General features: G+C 69.8%; 12 protein-coding genes. 9 read left to right on the plus strand and 3 right to left on the minus strand.

Annotated features, from left to right (window positions below):
- Positions 1-2: 2 nt before the first annotated feature.
- From BLR21_RS20415 to BLR21_RS20430, 4 genes are all read left to right on the plus strand, one after another.
- A complete protein-coding gene (locus BLR21_RS20415) occupies positions 3-944 on the plus strand; it encodes a nucleoside hydrolase (RefSeq protein WP_176929715.1) in 942 nt (313 codons plus the stop codon).
- Between the two features lie 46 nt (positions 945-990).
- The gene (locus tag BLR21_RS20420; RefSeq protein ID WP_090007398.1) at positions 991-1,890 is read left to right on the plus strand and encodes an LCP family protein; all 900 of its coding nucleotides are present in this window, start codon (positions 991-993) and stop codon (positions 1,888-1,890) included.
- Between the two features lie 258 nt (positions 1,891-2,148).
- Positions 2,149-5,955, plus strand: a complete 3,807-nt coding sequence (locus BLR21_RS20425; protein ID WP_090007399.1) for an nSTAND1 domain-containing NTPase — start codon at positions 2,149-2,151, stop codon at positions 5,953-5,955.
- Between the two features lie 54 nt (positions 5,956-6,009).
- Positions 6,010-6,507: a DUF2165 domain-containing protein gene (locus tag BLR21_RS20430; protein ID WP_030481388.1), complete on the plus strand. Its 498-nt coding sequence runs from the start codon at positions 6,010-6,012 to the stop codon at positions 6,505-6,507.
- Here the strand turns inward: BLR21_RS20430 and BLR21_RS20435 are convergent.
- The 3 genes from BLR21_RS20435 to BLR21_RS20445 all read right to left on the minus strand — a co-directional run bounded on the left by BLR21_RS20435 (position 6,482) and on the right by BLR21_RS20445 (position 12,234).
- A complete protein-coding gene (locus tag BLR21_RS20435) occupies positions 6,482-8,491 on the minus strand; it encodes a bifunctional diguanylate cyclase/phosphodiesterase (protein ID WP_143027792.1) in 2,010 nt (669 codons plus the stop codon). The genes BLR21_RS20430 and BLR21_RS20435 overlap by 26 nt on opposite strands.
- Before the next feature lie 201 nt (positions 8,492-8,692).
- A complete protein-coding gene (locus BLR21_RS20440; protein WP_090007467.1) occupies positions 8,693-11,005 on the minus strand; it encodes a helix-turn-helix transcriptional regulator in 2,313 nt (770 codons plus the stop codon).
- Between the two features lie 8 nt (positions 11,006-11,013).
- Complete coding sequence (locus BLR21_RS20445) at positions 11,014-12,234, minus strand: Hsp70 family protein (protein WP_143027793.1); 1,221 nt, start codon at positions 12,232-12,234, stop codon at positions 11,014-11,016.
- 222 nt (positions 12,235-12,456) lie between these two features.
- Between BLR21_RS20445 and BLR21_RS20450 the strand changes: the two genes are divergently transcribed.
- The 5 genes from BLR21_RS20450 (at position 12,457) to BLR21_RS20470 (ending at position 19,144) form a co-directional block, all read left to right on the plus strand.
- Complete coding sequence (locus BLR21_RS20450; RefSeq protein WP_090007402.1) at positions 12,457-13,356, plus strand: IniB N-terminal domain-containing protein; 900 nt, start codon at positions 12,457-12,459, stop codon at positions 13,354-13,356.
- A gap of 156 nt (positions 13,357-13,512) precedes the next feature.
- Entirely contained in the window at positions 13,513-15,324 is a 1,812-nt protein-coding gene (locus BLR21_RS20455) for a dynamin family protein (protein ID WP_256334814.1), read from the plus strand.
- Positions 15,321-16,715: a P-loop NTPase family protein gene (locus BLR21_RS20460; protein ID WP_090007404.1), complete on the plus strand. Its 1,395-nt coding sequence runs from the start codon at positions 15,321-15,323 to the stop codon at positions 16,713-16,715. The genes BLR21_RS20455 and BLR21_RS20460 overlap by 4 nt, the downstream gene beginning before the upstream one ends.
- 15 nt (positions 16,716-16,730) lie before the next feature.
- Positions 16,731-18,005, plus strand: coding sequence for a PhzF family phenazine biosynthesis isomerase (locus BLR21_RS44545; protein WP_176929716.1), 1,275 nt, complete (start codon positions 16,731-16,733; stop codon positions 18,003-18,005).
- Between the two features lie 188 nt (positions 18,006-18,193).
- Complete coding sequence (locus BLR21_RS20470; protein WP_090007406.1) at positions 18,194-19,144, plus strand: LysR family transcriptional regulator; 951 nt, start codon at positions 18,194-18,196, stop codon at positions 19,142-19,144.
- Positions 19,145-19,514: the final 370 nt, after the last annotated feature.

Consider the following 19,514-nt stretch of genomic DNA (forward strand, 5'->3'; position numbering starts at 1 on the left):
GCATGCGGATCATCGTCGACGCGGACCCCGGCATCGATGATGCCCTCGCTTTGTACTACCTGCGCGCCCAGCCGGAAACCGAAATAGTCGCCATCGGCACGGTCCACGGCAACGTGCCGGTCCAGCAGGCGACGGCCAACGCGTTGAGGCTCATCGAACGCCTGAACCTCGACGTTCCCGTGGCCATGGGCGCGGCCAAACCGCTCGCGCAGCCGCTGAGAACCGCGGAGGACGTGCACGGCCCGGACGGCCTCGGCGGCCATGCGGGGGATGAGCCGAAGACCGCGCACACCAAGGAAAGCGCCGCCGAGCAGCTGGCGGACAAGGCACGGGAAAACCCAAAAGAACTTTGCCTCCTCGCGATCGGACCGCTCACGAACGTCGCTCTCGCCCTGCAGATCGAGCCACGTCTGCCGCAGTTGCTGGACAAGGTCGTGGTCATGGGTGGCGCGCTCAACGTGCCCGGCAACATCACCTCCCACGCCGAGGCCAACTTCTGGCACGACCCGGAAGCGGCCGACCTGGTCCTCGCCGCCGGCTTCGAGGACCTCACGATCGTCGGCCTCGACGTGACCATGGAGGGGCACGCGCCGCAGGAGTGGCTCGACGCGCTGCCCGACGACTGCTTCCCGAGGCGGATCCTCGGGTTCTACGCCGACTTCTACGCCAGCTTCCTCGGCAAGAAGGGGTTCGTGCCGCACGACCCGCTCGCGGCGGCGATCCTCTGCGAACCCGCCCTCGCCACCTACCACGAGGACCGGTTCGCGATCGAGCTCACGGGCCGTTACACGCGCGGCAAGATCGTTGCCGACCAGCGGTTCCTGGCGGCGGACAGTCCGTTCGGACGTGACATCGCCACCGAACGCACGAGAGCCAAGTACGCCGTCACGGCCGACAACGCCGGATTCCTCGCCCGGCTGAGGCACGCTGTGACACAACCATGACGAACCACCGACGGGACCTGGACAAACAACGGGCACCGTGAGAAGCATGAACGTCCACTTGAAACGATGGCTCGCGGTCTCGGGGGCCGCCGTGGTCATCGCGACGGGCGTCGTGGCCGGGGGCTCCTACTGGCGGCTCGAGAGCAATCTCAAGACCGTCGATCTCGCGAAGGAGATCACTCACCCCAGGCCTCCGTCGACTCCTGGCCGCCCCCTCAACATCCTCCTCATCGGCAAGGACGACGGTCGGTCCGACACCGCGATGGTCGTCCAGCTGAACGCGAAGGGCGACCAGGCTCGCGTGGTCAGCATCCCTCGCGACACGATGGTGCCGAGGCCGCGCTGCGGGGACAACCCGCCGGTCGCGATCGCCATGTTCAACAGCGCCTTCTCCACCGGCGGCGCCGCGTGCACGGTGGCGACGGTCGAGCAGATGAGCGGCATCCGGATCGACCACTTCGTGCAGATCGACTTCAACGGGTTCCGCGACGTCGTCGACCGGCTCGGCGGCATCGACGTCACGATGCCCGAGGCGATCGACGACGAGAAGAGCGGGCTGCACGTGCCGGCCGGGCCCACGAAACTCGACGGAACGCAGGCGCTCGCTTTCGTGCGCACCCGCTACAGCATCGGTGACGGCAGCGACCTGAACCGCATCAGGAACCAGCAGCTGTTCATGCGGGCGTTGAGCGAGAAACTGGCGAACGAGAACTGGCTCGCCAGCCCGGCGAAAACACTCGAACTCGCCGACATCCTCACGAAGTCCATCGTCACGGACACCGGAATCGGCTCGATTCCGAAACTGGCGGATCTCGCGGGCAGACTCACCGCGTTGAAACCGGACGCCATCACGTACGTGACGCTCCCGACCGAGTCCTATCTTCCCGATCCGAACCGGGTCCAGCCGAAGCAACCGGAAGCGGACGCACTCTGGCAGGCCGCCTGAGCTAGCAGACGGCGCCCTGCCACTCGCCGGGAAGCGGTCCTGTGGGCCACGGCTGAGGAGACCCCCTGAACTCCTCAGCCGTGGACGTTCTGCCCCAGTCGGCCACTTTCACGCGACGATCTCCCCGCTCGTGAAGGACGTGGAGTCGAGGTTGTCAGACCACCTCGTTATGGTGGGCCTCTGACTGCCTGTGCGGTGCGTGCGCCGCAGCTCAGACGGGCGGTCCTCGTTTTCCGGTCCGGACGAGGAGGAGGCCGGTTGGGACCCCGTGGCGTCTTCGCGGAGCGCTTCGCGCTGCTCTACGCGGAGGCAGGCGACCCTCCCCTGAAGAGGGTCACTGAATCGGTCGCCCGTGCCCGCCGGACGGACGAGCAGGGCAGGCCGCTGCGAGTGCCCGCCCAGCGGGTCAGCGACTGGCGGCGCGGGCGCAACGTCCCTGCCAGGTTCAGCGCGCTGAGCGCGGTCCTCGAGGTCCTCGTCGGCGAGGCCCGCAAGCGCAGGCCCCAGCCGGCGATCGACGGCCTGTACGAACTCGACGTGTGGCGCGCCCTCTGGGAGGCGGCGCTCGCGAGCCCGGTCACGGAAACGGACACACCCCCTCAGGAAGACAACTCCGTCTGCCCGTACATGGGTCTGAGCGCATTCGGGCCGCAGGACGCGAATTGGTTCTTCGGCCGGGAAACGGCGACGAACGCACTTCTCGACCGGCTGAACGACAACGGCATCACAATGCTCGTGGGCGCGTCCGGCGCCGGTAAGTCCAGTTTGATGAAAGCGGGCGTGCTGCCCAGGCTGGACAAAGACGCCGTCGTCATCTCGCCGGGCACCGATCCGTTGAAGGAGTTCGCGCTCCAGGTGCCGGAGCTGATCCACGTGCTGGAGGCGGCAGCCGCGGACGTGCGCGACGACCTCACGCACGAGGTGCAGCTCGCGGTCGGCGACCGGGTGGTGATCGTCGACCAGTTCGAGGAGGCGTTTACCCTCGGCGGCGACGAGAACCGGTTGCGGATCTTCGTGCAGGCCCTGCACGCGGCGGCGGAGAAGAGCGCTGTGGTGCTCGGCGTGCGGGCCGACTTCTATGCCCGCTGTCTCGACTTCCCGGAACTCGCCGAGGCCCTGCAGAGCAGGCAGATGGTGCTCGGCGCGATGTCCGCGGCCGAACTGCGCGACGCGGTGACGAGCCCCGCCAAGGCCGCCGGTCTGCAGCTGGAGGCCGGTCTGGTCGACCTCATGCTGCGTGACCTGGGCACGCACAACCGCCGCGGCAAGGACGCGTACGACGCGGGCGCGCTCCCCCTGCTCAGCCACGCTCTGCTGGTCACGTGGCAACGCAGGCAGGCGGGGCGCCTCACGATCGCCGGCTACCGGGCGGCCGGCGGCATCCAGGGCGCCGTCGCCGCCACCGCCGAACGCGCCTGGTCAGACCTCGACGAACCGGCCAGGGCCGCCGCGCGGCAGCTGCTCCTGCGCCTGGTCAGGGTCGGCGACGACACGCAGGACACGCGCCGTCGCTCCAGCCGCCACAGCCTGCTGGAAGCCAGCACGAATCTTTCCGCGACGGAACGCGCGCTCGAAGTCCTCACGCACGCCCGCCTGATCACCATGGACGCCGACTCGGTCGAGATCACGCACGAGGCGTTGCTGCAGGCCTGGCCCCGGTTGCGCAGCTGGATCGACGAGGACCGGGCGGGCAACCTCACCCGGCAACGGCTCGAGGAGGACGCGGCGACGTGGTCCGCGCACGACCACGACTCGTCGCTGCTCTATCGCGGCGCACGGCTGGAGGGGGTACGGCAGCAGCGGGACGTCACCACGATCGCCAAGGAGTTCGTGCGCACGTCCGAACGCCAGCACCGCAAGAGCGTCTGGCTGCGCCGTTCGGCGGTCGTGCTGGTGTCGGTGTTCGCGCTGATCGCGGCGGGCGCTGCCGTGATCGCCGTGAACCAGCGCAACGACGCCCAGTTCCGCCAGGTCGTCGCCGAGGCCGACCGGCTGGCCGGAAGCGATCCGTCGCTGTCGGCCCAGTTCCTAATGGTCGCGCACCGCATGCGCCCCGACGACCAGGGCGTGAACGCGAAACTGCTCGCCACCCAGCAGGTCCCGCTGGCCGTGCCGCTGGCCGGGCACACCGGAGCGGTCTATCTGACGACGTTCAGCCCGGACGGCTCGCTGCTCGCCACCGCCAGCTACGACCGCACGGCACGCCTGTGGGACGTCCGGGATCGCAGTCGTCCCAAGGAGATCGCGGTCATCGCCGAGCACACCAACTGGCTCAGTTCGGCCGTGTTCTCCCCCGACGGCAAGGTCCTCGCGACCACGGGCCAGGACGCGACGATCCGGCTCTGGGACGTGACGAACCCGAGTTCCCCCAAGGCTCTCAAGACGATCCAGACCGGCAACGGCCCCTCGTACCTGCTGGAGTTCAGCCCGGACGGCACGCTGCTCGCCGCGGCGAACGAGGACCGCTCGGCAAGGCTGTGGGACGTCCGCGACCCGGCGAACGCCAAGCCGTCCGGCGAGCCGTTGCGCGACCACTCCGCCGCGGTCCGCTCGCTCGCGTTCAGCCCGGACGGCAGGACGCTGGCCACCACCGGCGACGACCAGACGATCCGGCTGTGGGACGTCACCACGAGGGCCAGGATCGGCAAGCCGATGACCGGCCACACGCTCGGCATCCACTCCGTGGCGTTCAGCGCTGACGGCAAGCTGCTCGCCAGCGGCGCCGACGACAAGATGGTCCGGTTGTGGGACCCGGCCACGCAGGAGCCGGTGGGCCAGCCACTCGTCGGCCACACCGGAGCGGTGTGGTCGGTGAAGTTCAGCCCCGACGGCCTCACGCTCGCCTCCGGCGCGGCCGACGCCACCGCGCGCCTGTGGAGCCTGACCGACCCGGCCGCCCCGACCCCGCTCGGCCGCCCGCTCGCCGCGCGGGGTGCCAACGTCTTCGCGATCGGCTTCAGCCCGGACGGCGACGCGCTCGCGACCGGTTCGCTGGAGAACGCGGTGAACCTGTGGTCGTTGCCGCAGGCGATGCTGCTCGGCCACAGCTCGCACGTTCCGACGCCCGCGTTCAGCCCGGACGGCAAGCTCGTCGCGACCGGTTCCAGCGACAAGACCGTGCGCCTGTGGGACGTCTCGGACTCGCACCACCCCAGACAGCTCGGGCCACCGCTGCTCGGGCACGAACGGACGGTCGGCCCGCCGGAGTTCCGGCGCGACGGCAAGGTGCTCGCCACGGCGGCCGGCGACAAGACGGTGCGGCTGTGGGACGTAGCCGATCCCGCGCACCCGAAACCGCTGGGCGAGCCGCTCGCCCTGGACAACAGGTTCTCGGCCCGAGCGGTGTTCCGCCCGGACGGCGAAGTGTTGCTCACCAACCACACCGACGAGTCCGTGCGGCTGTGGGACGTCCGCGACCCGGCGAAGCCGGTACCGCTCGGCGCCCCGCTGGCCGGGCACGGCGGCTACGTCAACGACGCCCAGTTCAGCCCGGACGGCCGCACGCTCGCCACCGCGAGCAGCGACAGGACGGTGCGGCTGTGGGACGTGAGCGATCCCGCCCGGCCACGCCGGCTGGGCGAGCCGATCAAGGACGAACAGATCATGCTGCAGTCGCGTTTCACCGCGGACGGCAGGACGCTGATCACCTCCGGCCAGAACAAGGCGATCCGCTTCTTCGACGTACGCGACCTGGAGCGTCCGGTGCTGCTCAGCACGCTGCAGGGCCACTCGGGCACGGTCAGCACGGTGTCGGTCAGCGCGGACGGCAGGTTGCTCGCGAGCAGCAGCGCGGACCGGACGTTCCGGCTGTGGGACATCACCGATCCCGCCGAGCCGTCCTATCTCGGTCAGCAGATCACCGGCGACTGGGCATCCGAGCCGTTCGTCCAGTTCTCCCCGCAGGGCAGGCTGCTCGCCACCGGCAACGCGGACGGCATCGTGCGACTGTGGGACCTCGACGTCGAGCACGAGATCGAGCGGATCTGCACGGCCACCCGCGGCGTGCTGACCCCGGCGCTGTGGCAGGAACGTCTGTCTCAGATGGACTTCCGGGATCCGTGCTGACCCTCACCGAGCAACTGCCTCACCGGCAGCGCCGCATCGGTTACTGTCCGTTCCATGCGTCTTCTTGCTCGGGTCGGCAGCTTGCGCGCGATCGTCGCGGTGACCGTCGGGTTCATCGCCCTCAACATGATTCTGGTGGTACTGGGCAACGTCACGGACTACGGCACGAACGAGGCGTTCGTGCAGCACGTCCTGGCGATGGACACCACGTTCGGCACGGAACTGAGGTGGCGGGCGATCACGAGCCCGGCCGTCGTCACGATCGTCTACGTCGCGATCATCCTGTGGGAGGCGATCTCCGCGGTCCTGCTGACCGCCGGCACCGTCGCCTACCTGCGTGACAAGGAGGACAGCGCGCGCAGGTTCGCGTCCGCCGGCCTGCTGATGGTCGTGGCGTTGTTCCTCGGCGGCTTCATCACCATCGGCGGTGAGTGGTTCGCGATGTGGCAGTCGAAGGACTGGAACGGCATCAGCGCGGCCCTGCGCATGGTGACCATCGCGGGCTTCGCGCTGATCCTCGTGCACCTCAACCCGCGTCGGGCCACGCAGTAGTCGGCTCGACGCAGAACACCGGCCCGACACCCGCGTCGGCGCCGAGCTCACCCCACCAGTCGCGCTGCTCGGCGTCCTCGATCGCGTCGACCACCACGATCCCACCGGCCTCGTGCACGAACACGACGAGGTCGCTGAGCACGTGCGACACCAGCTCGTCCGGTTTCTGGGAACGCCCCTTCACCCGCACGGCCCGCACGCCGAGCGAGCGCACGAGCTCGATCTCCGCGGTGGAACCCTTGAAGTCGCGCGCCCCGATGTGGATGCCCAGGTCGGCCAGCAGATCGAGGTTGTCGGCGGCCTCGCCGTCCTCGGACGCGAGCACGTGCGCGGGGAAGCCCAGCAACAACCGCCCGGCCTGCAACCCGGTGTCCGCCAGCACGCGCCGCACGTCCCGAACCAGGTCCGGGCTGTTCGCCATGCTCTCGGTCAGACAGACCGCGAGCATCTCGTCGTACCGGCACGCGGTCTCGGCGGCCGTCCGCAACATCCACTCGCCGAGGGGCACCATCAGCCCGGTGTGCTCGGCCATCGACACGCACTTCTCGTGCGGGATCAGCCCGACGTCCCGATGCCGCCAGTTCAGCTCGGCCTCGAGGCACACCCGCGCCGTCCCGTCGAGCTTCATGACGGGGTTGAACACGACCTCGATCTCGCCGCTCTCCCAGGCCCCGGGCATCACGGCGGCCAGCGCGAGGTCTTCCTGCTCCCGCTTGTCCTGCGTCGCGTCGTGCAGTCCCCACTGCCGCCGCCCGATGCGCTTGGCCCGCCGCAACGTCATGTCGGAGGCGCGTAACACCTCGGCGGGATGATCCCCGGGATGCAACCGCGGCAGCACCCCGATCGACGCCGACACCGCCACCCCGTGCTCACCGAAGTAGACGGGCTCGGCGAGCTCGTGCTCGATCATCCGAATCGTCGTGTCGACGTCCGGCGTGTCGATCCCGTTCTCCACCAGCACAGCGAACTCGTCACCCTCGAGGCGGGCGACCATCGCCTTCTCGGCGGAGAACACGGAACTGAGCCGCTCGGCGACGAGCTTCAGCACCTTGTCACCGATCTCGCGCCCGAGCCCGTCAGTGATCACCGCGAAGGCGTCGAGATCGAGGTGGTACAGCGTCACCCCGTGCTCGATGTCGCTGTGCAGCAACGATTCCAGCCGAGTGGTGAGGTACTGCCGGTTCGGCAGCCCGGTCAGCGCGTCGTGCAGCGACTGGTACTGCAACCGCCCGCCGAGCAACGTGAGCTGGCTGTCGTCGTCGATCATCACCACGTAGTGGCGGGGGTTGTCCTCGGCGTCCTTCTGCACGGTCGCCGCGAGCAACACCCGGAAGTGCTCACCATCGCGATCGATGAGCCGGGGCCGTTCCTCGACCCGCTGCAGCCGCCCGTGCCGCAACCCGGCCAGCGCGTCGTTGACGAGCGGCAGGTCGGCGGGAGCGATCAGATCAGCGAGCGTCATGCCGTCCATGCCTTCGCGCCGAAGGATGGTGCACAACGCCTCGTTCGCCCGCCTCAACTCCCCGTCGAGGCCGACAATCGCGATGCCGGTGGACGAGTGCGTGAAAATGTCCTCGAACCGCTCCTCGCTGGCCTGTAAATCCAGCTGCACAGCACGATTCGCCCGTAACAAGGCGTGGCTGATGCTTTCCTGCTGCTCCAGCACAAATGCCTGAATGGCCGCCGTGTAAGCAGCGGACACGGCACCGATCACCAGCGCGGCCTGCCGGGCGTCCGCCCCCTCCTGCACGATGAACCGCGCAAGGACCTCGACGGACTCCCGCAAACTCTCAGCGCCTACGCAGTGCATCTCGACCAGCCGGGTACCGACCCACGAGGCCACATCGGGCTCGTCGACGAGCGCCTCGGCCACCACGTTGAGCAGCTCGCGCAACTCTTCGGTCAGCTTCGCCGCGGAAAGCGGCACGTACGCGGTCCGGCTGATCTTGACTGCCCAGTCATGCGCCAGCTCGTCGCGTCCCACCGGACGTGACGGTCTCGCGTCGTCCTGGCTCGGCAACCGTTCCACCTGACCTGCTCGGCGAGCAACGGTGCGGAAGCCTACCGCCAGCAACCCTCACGGTCCCTACGCGCCGAGACGTTCCCTCCAACGGGGTAATAGCGATCTCTGAGCGTTACAACAACTACTCGCTCGTTCGGGCCAATTTTCGCACGAACCGGCCGCTTACGCGGACCCGACGATGTGCCGCAACTGGCCCAGCAGATCCGACCGGGACGTGGACCCCAACCGCTGCCGCATCCGAGCCATGTGGTGCTCAACGGTCTTGGCGGAGATGAACAACCGATCCCCCACCTGCCGATAGGTCATCCCCTCCAGCACCAACTGAGCCACCTCCCGCTCCCGATCGCTCAACTTCCCGGCGTCCTCGGCAACGGCCACGACATCGGCCTCAGCCGCACGCCGGGCGGACACCGGCCTGCCCTGCAACAACCGGGCACAGTCCAGCAACCGGACCATCGCCTGCCGATCGGAGGTCCGGATCGCGGCCTGCCCGGCCAGCCGGGACGCGTCCCACCACAATCCGACCGCGTGCAGGCTGCGAGCGGCTTCCTCGACCCGATCGGCGTCGACGTCACCGGCCACCACGTCCAGCCAGCATTCGGCCGCGGCGGACAGGATCGCGCAGTACCGGCTGCGCTCCCGATGGACCGCCAGCGCGGCGGCATGTTCCTCGGCGGCGGCGGAGTTCTCGTCGATGATCGCCGCGTGCAGCAGACTCCAGTGCAGCTGCGTTGCCCACATCGGCGGATTTCCCAACGACCGCAACAACACTGCGGCCTGGGCCAGGTGGGGCGCCAGCCGCTCCTTGTCCCTCAACCGGGCAGCGGCAGCGGCGAACTCCCCCAACGGCAGCAGGCTGAACAGGTCCACCGGGTGCCGGAGAACGGCCTCGCAGGCCTGCTCCCAGGTCCGGCGCAACGTCGCGAGATCCGAGTTCCGCCGGGCGACCCCGACCTCCAGTGCCACCGCGAAGATCCAGTCACGAGGCTCGAAAGCCCCCCGGACGGACATCAGCGTCTCGCGAGCCACCGCCAGGTTCCCGCGCAACATGTGCAGCCAGGCCTGCAACAGGCGATGCCGCACGGACATCAGCACCCCACCGGTCCCGGTCTCCACGGCCCGGTCCAGCACCGACTCGGCCACGTTCGGCTCGCCGCAGTGCACGGCGACCAACGCGGCCAGCGCAGCCGGACTGTCCGGCAACAGCACAGCCCCACCGGCCGGTTCGAGCATCGACGAAGCACGCACCAAAGTGGACAGTGCCGCGGTCTCGCCGCCGGCCACCGACTGCCGGACTCCCTGCAGCATCAACGAGGCCGCGCCGCCCAGCATCGTCGGCGGCTGCGGAGGCGTCTCCTCGAAAACATGTCCGGTACCGATCAGCCCGATCCCGGCGAAGGCAGCGGCATAGGGAGTGGCGGCCCACCGGAACAACTCGGTGCTGCGCGCCAACTGCCCGCGGTGGGCCAGCGCGACGGCCGCCACCTCGGCAGCGGTCCGCCGATGCGGCGAGTCGGCGGCGCTGATGACCTGGTCGGCAAGACGCAGAGCGCCGTCCAGGTCCCCGGCCATGGCCGAAGCGGTGGCCCAGGAGGCAGCCGTCTCGGCGGAAGGCGTGCCTCCGCCGGTCGAGGCCTTGAACAGGCGGGCGGCAAGTGCGGGATCGGAGGCCAACGCCTCACGGGCAGCCGCGACGAACACGGGCCCGCCGATTCCGGTGTCGAGCAGGGGCCGCACGAGATCCAGCACCGGACCACCGCGGTCGAGCTGCAGCTGCGCCAGCTTCTGCCGCACCGCGATCCGGCGCTCGGCGCGGGTCAGCGCACCGACCGCCCGCTGCGCCAACGGCAGCAGGGTGCCGTCCTCGGCGAGCATGCCCGTGGCGCGAGCAGCCTCGATGATGTCGCTGACCGCGTCGAAGTCCTTGTCCAGCAACGCGGACAACAGGTCCAGCCGCTGAGCGGCACCGGCCTCGGCGGCCAGCAGGAACTTCTGCAGGTCCGCGTCCAGCCAGTCGAGATCCGCACGGAACGCGCTGAGCGCGTCAGCGGATACCTCGGACACGGCCCCGAGGCGTTCGACGAACAGCGGCACGCCACCGGTCTGGGCGAACACGAAGTCGGCAACGGGCTTGGCCGCGCCGAGCAGTTCGCGGACGCCGTCACGGGAGAGCGGCGCCAGCGGCACCACGACGGAGCCCTGGCTCAGTTCGGCCAGCGCCGCACGGCGCGGCCAGGGCCGGTGGGCGAGTACCAGAAGGGGTTCCGAGGCAAGTGAGCGCAGGGAGGCGTCGTCCAGCAGGTGCGCGTCGTCCACCACGCGCACGGCGGAGTTGGTGATCTCCGAAAGCAGCGCTGTCTTGCCGTAACCACCAGGCGCCGCAACGACAACGCGCAGGCGGGTGCCCGCGGCGGCTTCGTTGATCCGGTCGAGGACGCCTCGCACTGGGGCGTCCAGCACCAACCTGGCTCGCATGGTCACGCTCAACGGCCGTCCTCATCATCGTCTCGGGATCGGGAGCCGGAACCGGAGCGGCGTCCGGCGGGCTTCAGCACGCGCGCGACGCGTTTCGCCCGCCTCGGCGGCAGTTCCAGCGGCGACACGTCCACCGGCGGGCGGGGCGGTGGCGCGGTGAACTCGTCGTCGAGGCTCGGGACCTCGCCGACGGGGAAGCGCATCAAGGCTTCGCGGGTGTGCACGAGGACCGACGTGTCGAGCGGTTCCGGCTCGGCCTCGGGGCCCAGCAGGACCCGCCGGGCGGTGACCGCGAGGCCCTTGGCGACCGAGTGCTCGGGGCGAGCCTCGGCCAGCACGCGGCAGTCGACCGCGGACGACAGCGCGTTGCCGATCACGGGCATCCGGCAGGCGCCGCCGACGAGCAGCACCGCGTCGGGCTGCACGGTCCCCAAGGCACGAACGAAGGAACCGACCAGGTGGTCGACGGACGGCCGGATCTCGTCCACGAACTCGTCGCGGGCGATCTCCACCCCGCTGACCACGACGGACGGCGCGGAGGGGCCGAACGCCCGCTTCGCCGCCTCGCACTCGGCGGACGACACGTGGCCGTCCTTGCCCAGCCGGCCGCGCACCAGCCCGAAGAGCAGGTCGTCGAAGTCGGCGCCGGTGTGATGATCGACGCCGTCGACGTGGTTGACCAGTTCGAACGTCCGGTTCTGCGCTCGCCGGACCACCGACGCGGAAAAAGCGTGGCTGCCCAGCGAAAAGACCGCCAACGACGCGTCGGGCACCACGCGAGAACGCACGGCGTGGTTCTCGGCGGCCGCCAGCGGCTCCGGCACGAGGTTCGCGTCGGACAACCCGACCGCCCGCAGGGCCGCGTAGAGCTGTCCGCGGCGATAGGGACCCCACCCGGCCGGGTGACTCACCGCCAGGTGACGGGGCTGTTCACCCTCCCGGGCGACCACCTCGCCGACGACCCACATGATCAGCAACGCGGTGAGCTCCTCGGCCGGGCACATCTCCGGGCCCAGCGCGAACGGCACCGCGTCACCGACCCGCCGGGCGAAGCCGGAGGCGGTCCAGCCGGCCACCCCGCGCTCACCGACCGAGAACGTCCCCGCCTCCGTGAGCTGCAGCGACGACGGCACCACCAGGGCGATCTCGGCATCCCGGGCACCGTCGAGGCGGCACACGGCAGCCGTCGTCCGGGTGGTCCCGACATCGACTCCGAGTACGTACGCCAAGTCTCTTCCTCACCTGTTCGCAGCAGCGACCAGTACCTACACGGGTGAACGAGAGACGCTCAAGCGAGGCCCCTAATCCCCTAGGGGGTCAACGACCGTCACCCCATCGGGGAACGGGGATTCACTGGGAGTGATCCCCGATGCCGGTCAAGGGTCCGCTCTCATAGCTTTCTGCCACACACCCCTGCCGAATCCGTGCCTCAATCAGGAGAGTTCCTTCAGATGATCCAGCCCAGCACGCTCCATGACTTCGTGCTCAACCTGCTCAGCGACCCGTCCCTCAAGGATGCTTTCGCGACCGACGCTCAGGGCACCCTGGAGCAGGCTGGGCTGGCCGACATCACCGCCGTCGACGTGCAGGAAGTCATCCCGCTGGTCCTCGACCTGCTGCCCGCCACCCCCGCTGGCCTGCCCGCCATCGACGGTGTCGACCTGACCCTGCCCGCCGGTGACCTCCTCGCGGACGGCCCGCTCGGCGCCATCAGCCAGCTGCAGGCGGTCGCGTCTCAGCTGACCTCGTCGGGCGTGAACCTCACCGACCTGCAGACCTCCTCCGCCGGCATGCTCGCGGTGAGCGAGGACGGCCTGCAGCTCGCGGCGGCGAACCAGAGCCTGGGCGAGTACGCCCGGGCCGGCCTGGGCCTCGACGGTGACTTCTCCGCCGTGACCGACGTGACGTCGGTCCTCGACCAGACCGCGTCCCCGCTCACCGGCACCGTCCTCGACGTGGCCGACACCGCCACCGCCACCGCCGACGCCCCGCTCGACGGCGTCACCTCGGCCGTTCCCGGCCTGGACGGCGCCCTCGGCCAGCTCGGCGGCGTGACGGGCCTCGGCCACGATGCGCTCGGCGTGCTCGGCGGCGGCGACCTCAACCTGGGCGTGCTGAACACCAGCGGCCTGGACGACCTGGCCAACGGCGAGGTCGGCGCGCACTCGCTCGACACCATCGGCCAGGTCACGAACACCGCGACCGGCCTCGCCGGCACGGCGACCGGCGTCGCGAGCAGCGCGACCGGCGTTGCCGGTGACCACGGTGTCGGCAACGTGCTCGGCACCGTCACCGACGTGACCCACAACGTCCCGGTCGTCGGCGACCTGGACCTGGGTCTGCTCGGCTGAGCCACCCTCCAACGCGGACCGGCCCTGTCTCTCGTGGACAGGGCCGGTTCGTCGTCTCGGTGAGCAAGGTCACCGCCCTCCCGAACAGCCCCGTCTGCTCGAACGAAAACCGGTATCGGGTTCAAGGCTTTCACCCAAGGGGGTGAACACGGCACTATGAGTCAGGTGATGGCACCGCCCTGGCTCGACGTGCTCGACGAGACGATCGGGGCCTGCGTCACGCACCGGAGGCCCGATCTGGAGGCCCGGCTGCGGGAGAAGCGGGCACAGCAACTGGACCCCAAGTTGCGCGTTCTCGTCGTCGGCGAGTCCAAACAAGGCAAGAGCCAGCTCGTCAACGCGTTGCTCAACGCACCGGTGTGTGCGGTGGGCGACGACATCACGACGACCGTGCCGACCTTCGTCCAGCACGCGGACACCCCGTCCGCGGCTCTGGTCCGCAACTCCTCGGTGGGCGGATCGATCTTCCACACCCCGACCGAGCGCATCGCCGTGCCGATCGACCAGGTGACGAAACAGGCCGCCGCGCAGCACGTCGTGCGGGCCGAGATCGGCATTCCGCGCGCGCTGCTCGACAGCGGCCTGGTCCTGATCGACACCCCCGGCGTCGGCGACACCCGTTCCGCGCACACCGCCAGCACGTTCGCGGCGCTGATGCAGGCCGACGCCGTGCTGCTGGTCTCCGACGCGACGGGTGAGCTGACCTCGGCGGAGATGACGCTGCTCAAGAAGGTCATGGAGGCCTGCCCGAACGTCACGGTGGTCGTCACCAAGATCGACCTGGTGCCGAGCTGGCGGCACGTCGTGGAGCGCAACCGGGCGTTGCTCGCCCGCGCCGGCATCCGCGCGAAGCTCATCCCCGTCTCGTCCGCACTGCGGCTGCGCGCCGCGAAGACCGGCGACCAGCGCCTCAACGCCGAGTCGGGGTTCCCGGAGCTGGTGACGTGCGTGCAGAGCGACATCGTGGCGAGCGCCGAACTGCTGGCCCGCCGCGCCGTCGCCGTCGTGGCGTCGTCGGCGATCACGCAGCTGGTCACGCCGTTGCGCGAGGAGCTGACGGCCCACGACTCGTCCCGCACGGTCGCCACGATCTCGACGCTGCAGGAGGCCCAGCGGCGCGTCGACGAGCTGCGGCGCCGGTCCGCGCGCTGGCAGAACGTGCTCAACGACGAGATGGCCGACCTGATCTCCGACGTCGAGTACGACCTGCGTGACAGGACCCGCAAGATCCTGCGCGAGGTCGACAAGACCTACGACGAGGCCGACCCCGCGATCGGCTGGGACAAGTTCGAGCAGTGGCTGGAGGACAACCTCAACGAGGCCGCCACCACGAACTTCGCCTGGCTGATGGAACGCGCGGAGTGGGTGGCCGCGAAGGTCGCCAGGAACTTCCCCGTGTACCGCGAGGACCTGATCCCGGGTTCGGTGCTGCCGGACGACCTGCTGGAGCCGGCGAGCAAGCTGGAGAAGCCGAAGATCGAGCCGTTCTCGGTGCCGCAGAAGCTCTTCACCGGCCTGCGCGGCTCCTACGGCGGCGTGCTGATGTTCGGCCTGGTCACGTCGCTCGCGGGCATGCCGCTGATCAACGTGATCTCGCTCGGCGCCGGCGCGCTGTTCGGCGGGAAGTCCATTTTGGACGAGAGCGACCAGCGACTCAAGCGCCGCCAGGCAGCCGCGAAGGCCGCCGCGCAACGGCACGTGGACGACTTCTTCATGAAGTTCTCCAAGGACGTCCGCGATTCCGGGCGGCACATCCAGCGCTCGCTGCGCAACCACTTCAGCACGCTCGCCGAGGAGCTGCAGGAGACGTTGCTGGAGTCGGCCCGCAGCGCCAAGCGCGCGGTGCAGGACGACCAGACCGAACGCGAGCGCAGGATGCGCGAAGGCCGCAAGGAGCTGGACAAACTCGTCCTGCTCTACAAGCGGGTGCAGGCACTCGGGGGTCCCGCGATGGAGCTCACCGCGTGACATTGGACCGAGTCGTCTGGTCGATGCTGCAGGAGGCGCTGGGGGTCTACCGGGACAGCCCCCGCGCCACCGCCTGGCTGCGCTCGCACGCCGAGCGCTACACCGAACCCGTGCGGATCGCGGTGGCCGGCCGGTCGCGGATCGGCAAGTCCACTGTGGTCAACGCGCTGGTCGGCGACGAGTTCACGCCGCAGAACTCGTTCGTCTGGTACCGCGGCGGTACCGAGCAACGGGCACACGTGTTCAACGGGCCCGGCCGGCCGCACGAGGTCGGGATCGGCAGGCGGGGCAGCCGCAACCACGTCGAGACGGGCCAGTTCGACCGTTCCGACCGGATCGTGGTCGACTGGCCCGCGCGGACGCTGCGCGACGTCGTGCTGATCGACACCCCGTCCGAGGCCACGCCGGAACAGGTGCTCGGAGACGCGGACGCGTTGCTGTACCTGATGCGACACGTGCAGGACGAGGACCTGAAGTTCCTGCAGTCCGCCAACGACCACCCGATCGCCAGGACCGCCGCGGTGCACACGGTCGCGGTGCTCGCCCGTGCCGACGAGATCGGCGCCGGGCGGATCGACGCGCTGTCGTCGGCCAAGCAGATCGCCCGCCGCTACCGTCGTGACCCGGCCGTACAACCGTTGTGCCAGAACGTGGTCTCGGTCGCAGGGTTGCTGGCGGTGGCCGCGAAGACGTTGCGGGAGGACGAGTTCGCCGCCCTGCGGGTGCTGTCGTCGTTGGGACGCGAGGAGCTGGAGGACCACCTGCTGTCGGCGGACCGGTTCGCCGGCGAGCAGTTCCCGCTGACGATGGAACCCGCTGTGCGGCAGGCGTTGCTGGAGCGGTTCGGGATCTTCGGCGTCCGGCTGATCACGGCGTTGATCAGGCAGGGCTTCGACTCGCAGGTGAAGCTCACCGGCCAACTGGTGCAGCGCAGCGGGCTCGGCGAGCTGCGCGACTCGATCGCGGTCCACTTCGTCGAACGCCGCGAGGTCCTCAAAGCACGTTCGGCGCTGCTGGCGCTCGACGTGCTGTTCCGGATGGAGCCGCGGCAGAACGCGCGCAAGCTGATGGCCGACCTGGAACGGGTCGTCGCCTCCGCGCACGACTTCCGCGAGCTACGGCTCGTGGCCGCACTGCAGTCCGGCCGCACGAAGCTGCCCGCCGAACTGCAGACCGAGGCGCTGCGGCTCGTCGGCGCCGAGGGCGTGGCGCCGTTGGCACGGCTGGGTTTCGAGTACGAGGCCGACGCCCGTGAGCTGCGCGAGGCGTTGCTCGACGCGCTGGTCCGATGGCAGGCGCTGGCCGCGGACGTCCACGCGACCCACGCCCATCGGAAGGCCGCCCAGATCGTGGTCCGCACGTGCGAGGGGCTACTCCCGCAGTTCAGCTGAGGCACGATGGTCCGCATGGAACTCGTGCGTTGGGAGAACGAGCACTTCGGCTACCTGCTGAGGTGGGCGTCCGACCCGCAGATGACGGCGTACGTCGGCAACGGCATGCCGTGGACCCCTGACTACGTGACCGAACGGCACGAGCAGGCGTTGCGGCACTGGGAGGTGCATGGCTTCGGCCTGCACGCCGTCGTCGAGGACGGCGTGGTCATCGGGCTCGCGCAGATGCTCGACGGCGACCTCGGCGAGATCGAGATCGGCTACTGGATCGACCCAGCGTGGTGGGGACGCGGGATCGCCTCCCGGGTCGCGGTGGAGCTGCGGGACCGGGCGCTCGCCATCTCGGACCGGGTCGTGGCCGGGACCGACGCCGGGAACCGCGCTTCGGGACGGGTGCTGGAGAAGGCCGGGCTGAGGTACTTCACCAGCAGGAACATGGGCGGAAGACTTCAGCACTGCTACGCGTTGGACCGGGGTATGAGTGACAAGGGCGTCCTGCGGTACAGCGCGTTCACGACCGATCCGGCCGGCGGCAACCCGGCGGGTGTGGTGCTCGACGCGTCCGATCTGAGCGACGAGGAGATGCTCGGGATCGCGGCGAAGGTGGGCTACTCGGAGACCGCGTTCGTGGTGCCGCGGACCGAGCGCGAGTTCGACGTCCGGTACTTCAGCCCCCAGGCCGAGGTGCCGTTCTGCGGGCACGCCACGATCGCCACGTCCGTCGCGCTGGCCGAGCGGATCGGGGACGGGCCGCTGACGTTCCACACGCGGGCCGGGGAGATCACCATCGAGACCTCGGGCCGGACGGCGTCGCTGACCAGCGTGCCGACGAGCACGTCCGCCGCGGCTCCGGCGCTGGTCGCGGACGCGTTGGAGGCGTTGGGCTACAAGGAGATCGGTGACGGGCCGGTGCACGTCGGCTTCGGCGGCGCACGCCATCTGCTGATCCCGCTGAAGGACCGCGAGCAACTGCGCGAGCTCGACTACGACTTCGACGCGTTGCGCGACCTGATGCTGGCGCACGACCTGACGACCGTGCACCTGTTCTGGCGGGAGTCCGCGGATCTGGTGCACGCCCGCGACCCGTTCCCGGTCGGCGGTGTCGTCGAGGACGCGGCGACGGGCGCTGCCGCTGCGGCGTTCGGTGGCTACCTGCGCGACCTCGAAGGGCCGCAGCGGTTCGTCATCAGCCAGGGCGAGGACATGGGCAGGCCGTCCCGCCTGGAGGTCGACGCCACCCGCGAGGATCGCCGCGTGACCGTGACGGGCGCCGCGGTGCCCATTCCCTGACGCACAGGACCGACGCCGCTGCCACGAAGCGCAGGGTAAGTGGCAGCAGCGTCGGACCGAGGGGTGCGCACCCTCCCGCGCCGGACCCGAAGGCGCTGCCGCAAGCGCCGGGCCGGAAGATCGATCGAGTGCCATGATGCCCCGATCGAAGGGTGGCGGCGCATTCAGAAGGGGGATACAAGGTCTTTATGCCCGAGCTGGAGCTCAGACACCTCCGCGCGGTACGAACCATCGCCGAGGAAGGCAGTGTCACCAGGGCCGCGACGCGGCTCGGTCTCACCCAACCCGCCCTGTCCGCCCAGCTGCGCACCGTCGAGAGACTCGTCGGCGGCCAGCTGTTCGACCGAACGCGCAACGGTTGCGTCCCAACGGACCTGGGCCGCCGGGTGCTGGGCACCGCACGACTGGTGCTCGACGAGATGGCGCAGCTGATGGCCAACACCCGCGAGACGGACCGGCGCGGACCGCTGTTCTTCGGCTGCCCCCCGATCCTGTACTTCGCCCGGCTCGTGGAGGGCCTGCGAGGGCTCAACGCGGACGTGCGCGCCGAGGTCCGCCCTTCGTCCGCGGAGATCGTGGACATGCTGGAGGCCGGACAGATCCACGTGGCGCTGTTCGAGTTCTTCGACGGCATGCACGCGCGTGACCTGGCCGGCATCGAGCTGCGGAAGCTGGTGACGGAGCCGGCGTTCGTGGCGTTGCCGGAGACGGACCCGCTGGCGGCGCAGGAGGAGGTCGACCTGGCTTCCCTGGCCGATCGGGACTGGGTCACCCCGCCCAAGCAGCACATCGGCAGCCGGACGCAGATGTTCCAGGCCTGCGCGGATGCCGGTTTCGTGCCCCGGCTCACCCACCACACCGGCGAGGCGAGCATGGCCCGCGGGCTGGTGGCCGCCGGGTGTGTGTCGTTCGCCGCCGCGCCTTCGCGGACCGGGGAGGGGATCGTGATCCGGCGGTTGCGGGGGATGCCGTTGATGACCGACATCTTCGTGGCGACCCGGCGGGACTCTCCGGTGGCTGGGCGGGCACATGAGGTGTTCGCCTGTGCGGCTGAGGCTTATCGGTCGGTGCTGGACCGGAATCCGGAGTACCGGAGGTGGTGGGATGCGCATCCGGAGGCGCACCCGGAGTTCACGTGACGCGGGTGGGCTTGCGTTGGCTGGCGCCGGTTCCAGCGGGGTTGGTCGCGTTCCCGTGCGAGAGGTCGCCTTGCGAGGGTGGGCGCGCGGGTCGTGACGGAACTGCGCGGGGTTGCGATGGGGCTTGACCTCGAGCCTCTGGCGGGATGCTTGACGGCCGGAAAAAGGCCGGGCTGAAAAGCGCCCGGCCGTGCCCGAGAGGGGAGCATCCCGCCCACTCAAGGTCAAGCCCCAATCGCCGTGAGCGGACCCGAACCGCTACCCAGCCCTGAAGGTTCAGACGGCTCGCTTCGCCTCGCCACGCCAGGACTCGTACGTGGTCGCCTTGCGTAGGCGGGTGCCTGGTGGCACCGCGCGGGTCTGTTTGCGG

The sequence above is a fragment of the Lentzea albidocapillata subsp. violacea genome (genome assembly GCF_900100275.1).
GTDB classification, from domain to species: Bacteria; Actinomycetota; Actinomycetes; order Mycobacteriales; family Pseudonocardiaceae; genus Lentzea; species Lentzea violacea.